Here is a 4,856-nt window from a genome sequence, read left to right as displayed (position 1 = left end):
TATTTTTGGATTAGGGAAAAAACTTAAGAAACTTACCTTAAGATGTCAGCTATAATCTTACAAATATTAAAACATAAGGTAAATCTAATGAACTCAATATCTTTCAATACAAGTTTTACTCGCATTCTATTATTAAAAATAGCCCTTGTTGTCTCAATCAACACAGCCATTGCAGGTGGAAGCAGTATTGAACTAAACCGTTTTACTGAGGTGGATGTTTCTAGCGCCAATAATGATAATGCTGGATATTATAATGCGTCAAATCACCCCAACTACAATGCCTTTGCCACTCTTCAAACCGATGGCTCAATCATGGCGTGGGGTGACTCAGGTTCTGGAGGATCAGGTGCGCCTGCTGGTAGCGGTTATACCAAGATTTATCCATCTGCATATGCCTTTGCCGCCCTTAAAGCCGATGGCTCAATCAAGGCGTGGGGTGACTCAAGTTATGGAGGTACAGGTGCGCCCTCTGGTAGTGGCTATACCAAGATTTATTCAACGGGTGGTGCCTTTGCCACTATTAAAACCGATGGCTCAATCAAGGCGTGGGGTGACTCAGGTTCTGGAGGCACGGCGCCCTCTGGTAGTAACTACACCAAGATTTATTCAACTAATAGTGCTTTTGCTGCCCTTAAAGCCGATGGGTCAATCAAGGCATGGGGTAACTTAGATTCTGGAGGCACAGGTGCGCCCCCTGGTAATGGTTATACCAAGATTTATGCAACTAGGAGTGCCTTTGCCGCCCTTAAAGCCGACGGCTCAATCAAGGCGTGGGGTAACTCAAGTTATGGAGGTACAGGTGCACCCTCTGGTAGTGGCTACACCAAGATTTATGCAACGGGTGGTGCCTTTGCTGTCATTGAAACTGATGGTTCAATTACGGCGTGGGGTTATTCGCTTGATGGAGGCATGAATGCACCCTCTACTGGTGTCTATACCAAAATTTATTCAACTGGGCATGCCTTTGCTGCCCTTAAAGCCGATGGCTCAATCACGGCGTGGGGTGGTTCAGATTATGGAGGCGCAGATGCACCCTCTACTGGCGTCTATACCAAGATTTATTCAAACAGTGGTGCCTTTGCTGTCCTTAAAACCGATGGGTCAATCAAGGCGTGGGGTGATTCAAGTTATGGAAGCACAGGTGTACCCGCTGGTAGTGGTTATACCAAGATTTATTCAACTAATAGTGCTTTTGCTGCCCTTAAAGCCGATGGAACAATCGCGGTGTGGGGTGACTCAGATTCTGGAGGCGCAGATGCACCCTCTGGTAATAGTTATACTAAGATTTATTCAAATTTGAAAGCCTTTGTCGCCATTAAAACCGATGGCTCAATCGCAGCGTGGGGTTCTTCATCTACTGGAGGCACAACGCCCGCCCCTAATCTTGCGAATACTGCAGGTGCAAACCAAATAGCTGTTATTGATTCTGCCATCACAAACATTACTTTTAGCAATTCAGGTGGTGCGATTACCAGTTGTACAGTAGCCCCTACACTACCAGCTGGCTTAAGTATTGACAATGTAACTTGTACCATCAGTGGCACCCCAACTGAGGTGAAAGTTCCTACTCTATACACAGTAACTGCAAAAGATGCCAAAGATAATACTGGCAATACTAGTTTTTCTTTAATGGTGAATGTACAGGGTCCTGCCATTAGCAAATTAAACCGTTTTACTGAGGTGGATTTTTCTAGTGCCAATAATGATAATGGTGGATATTATAATGCGTCAAATCACCCTAACTTCAATGCTTTTGCTACTCTTCAAGCCGACGGGTCAATCACAGCATGGGGTGCCTCAAGTTCTGGAGGTATAGGCGCGCCCTCTGGTAATGGCTACACCAAGATTTATTCAAATACGCGTGCCTTTGCTGCCCTTAAAGCCGATGGGTCAATCAAGGCGTGGGGTGACTCAGGCTTTGGAGGTACAGGTGCACCCGCTGGTCATGGCTATACCAAGATTTATTCAACTCATGGTGCCTTTGCCGCCCTTAATGCCGATGGGTCAATCAAAGCGTGGGGTGACTCACGTTTTGGAAGTACAGGTGCACCCTCTAATGGTATTTACACCAAGATTTACTCAACTGGTGGCGCCTTTGCTGCCCTTAAAGCCGATGGCTCAATCAAGGCGTGGGGTGACTCAAGCTTTGGAGGCACATCACCCTCTGGTAGTAACTATACCAAGATTTATTCAACTTCAAGAGCCTTTGCTGCCCTTAAAGCCGATGGCTCAATCAAGGCGTGGGGTCATTCAAGTTATGGAGGTAGAGATGCACCCTCTAATGGTGTCTATACCAAGATTTATTCAAACAGTGGTGCCTTTGCTGCCCTTAAAGCCGATGGCTCAATCACGGCGTGGGGTCACTTAAAGTTTGGAGGCTCAAATGCACCCGCTGGCACTGGCTATACCAAGATTTATTCAAATACACGTGCCTTTGCTGCCCTTAAAGCCGATGGGTCAATCAAGGCGTGGGGTGACTCAGATTCTGGAGGCACAGGTGCACCCTCTAATGGTGTTTATACCAAGATTTATTCAATTGATAATGCCTTTGCCGCCCTTAAAGCCGATGGCTCAATTAAGGCGTGGGGTGGCTCAAATTTTGGAAGCATAGCGCCCTCTGATAGTGGCTATACCAAGATTTATTCAACTGAGTATGCCTTTGCCGCCCTTAAAGCTGACGGGTCAATCACGGCATGGGGTAACCCAGATTTTGGAAGCACAGGCGCACCCTCTGGTAGTGGCTATACTAAGATTTATTCAACTGGTAGCTCCTTTGCTGCCATTAAAGCCGATGGGTCAATCACAACATGGGGTCTCTTGCGTCATGCAGGCATTGTAGTGTCCGCCCCTAATCTTGCGAATGCTGAATACCAAGCAGCTGTTATTGGCTCTGCTATCACAGACATTACTTTTAGCAATTCAGGTGGTGCGATTACCAGTTGTACAGTAGCTCCTACACTACCAGCTGGTTTAAGTATTAACAGCACAACTTGTACCATCAGTGGCACCCCAACTAAGGTGAGGGCTCCTACCCTATACACAATAACTGCAAAAAGTGTCTCAAATAATACTGACATTGCTGTCTTTTCTTTAACGGTGAATGCACTCGCCCCTAATCTTGCGAATGGTATAGACCAAGTAGCTGTTGTTGATTCTTCCATCGTAGACATTACTTTTAGCAATTCAGGTGGTGCGATTACCAGTTGTACAGTAGCTCCTACACTACCAGCTGGTTTGAGTATTAACAACACAACTTGTACCATCAGTGGCGCCCCAATTGAGGTGAAAACTTCTACTCTATACACAGTAACAGCCACCAACTCAACAGGTCAAACCGCTACTGCAACGGTTAATTTAGCGACATTACTCTCAGCCTCAGCCTTAGCCCCTACAACATTAACTGCAGTTGCCACAGGCGTTCCTAATGAAGTAACGCTATCATGGGCTGGTGGGGTAACCGGTGCAACTGCTTATAGGCTTTATCGAACAACTGATGCCGCCTTTGCAACAGCAGGCAATAGCGACCCTAGTCAATTTTCGGCATACAGTCCAGCAGCCACTTCCACTGATACGACTGCTACCAGTATTACTATGACGCTAAGTGGTACAGCCACCGTTTATTATGTGGTAACAGCAATCAATGGCACTGTTGAATCTTTTAGTAACACCACACCCGTTGCTGCTACCGCACATGCTTTTGAATTTGGCAAGGTTACTTCGTCAACAGGTCAAGTATGGATGGATAGAAACCTAGGTGCCAGCCGAGTGGCAACCAGTTCTACCGATCCAGCATCCTATGGTGATTTGTACCAATGGGGTAGACCTGCAGATGGACACCAAATAAGGACATCTGCTATCACAGCAACGCTTGCGGCAAATACCACTCCAGGTCATGCAAATTTTATTACCATAACTGGTCCAAGAGGTCCTTATGATTGGACAATCCCACATACAGGTGATGTTGATGGTGCTTTGCGTAGTGCATTTTTTGCCAAGACTGATGGTAGTGGTATTTGCCCCACGGGTTTTAATGTGCCAACTGAGGCACAACTAAAGGCAGAAGTAGATATTTGGGATACGACTAATAATGCTGCAGTAGGTGCTTTTAACTCTGTACTGAAGTTGCCAGTTGCTGGTGCCCGTATTAGACAGGCTGGCAAACTTGGCAATGTTGGTCTTGTTGCCTACTTGTGGACTCGTTCTGTTATGCCTACTAGTTGGCGGTATCGGTATGCTCGTTATTTGGGCTTCAGCAGTTACAATACTTATCCAGAGTTCTTTAATGTTGAGCGCTCCGCGGGTAATAGTATTCGTTGTATTAAGAATTAGACACTTTAGTGTAACGCTGTCATTTAAAAAACAGGCTTTTAATTTCTATTTTTGGATTAGGGTATTAGTAAAAATTTATATGGTATGATTAAACTTAAATTAAGATCGTAGCACTAACGCTACCCCTTAACCACTTGTACAAGCCTTGCAATTATGCAAGAAAGTGGCAGCGATGAGCTGAGTTTGTTCAACCCATAGGGACATTATAATTCCTATGGGGATTACTGTCCTTGTGATTTTTTAATGTAATTATCATAATAGGAGAGTGAAATGAAAATGGTAAGTATAAACAATGAAAAACTAGAGGGTGTTTTCTGTGATATAGGAGTGATATTTTCTTCTAGTGGAGTGATCGGATTTTTTTTCAATTTTTCACCATCTGCCAGCATTCTTGCTGTTATTATCGAATTTTTTTTGATATTATTTGGAATTAAGGAGGATAGAGATGGGACTAGAAACTAACGAAATTTATTTTATGCTTTCTGCGTTGTCTGTACTAGGATTCTTGTTAATTCTCGGAAGAATAG

General features: G+C 44.6%; 2 protein-coding genes. Both read left to right on the top strand.

Annotation, left to right across the window (positions count from 1 at the left end):
- Nucleotides 1-87: 87 nt before the first annotated feature.
- A complete protein-coding gene (locus tag BAZSYMA_RS05565; protein WP_195910116.1) occupies nt 88-4,329 on the top strand; it encodes a putative Ig domain-containing protein in 4,242 nt (1,413 codons plus the stop codon).
- A 270-nt stretch (nt 4,330-4,599) separates the two neighbouring features.
- Complete coding sequence (locus tag BAZSYMA_RS05560; protein WP_090716530.1) at nt 4,600-4,791, top strand: hypothetical protein; 192 nt, start codon at nt 4,600-4,602, stop codon at nt 4,789-4,791.
- Nucleotides 4,792-4,856: the final 65 nt, after the last annotated feature.

It is taken from the genome of Bathymodiolus azoricus thioautotrophic gill symbiont, assembly GCF_001298715.1.
GTDB lineage: Bacteria > Pseudomonadota > Gammaproteobacteria > PS1 > Pseudothioglobaceae > Thiodubiliella.
This window is presented reverse-complemented; position numbering and strand designations above follow the sequence as displayed.

What these genes read in the sequence shown, in the direction of transcription:
- BAZSYMA_RS05565 (WP_195910116.1), top strand. Translation starts at nt 88, where the DNA reads ATGAACTCAATATCTTTCAATACAAGTTTTACTCGCATTCTATTATTA.
- BAZSYMA_RS05560 (WP_090716530.1), top strand. Translation starts at nt 4,600, where the DNA reads ATGAAAATGGTAAGTATAAACAATGAAAAACTAGAGGGTGTTTTCTGT.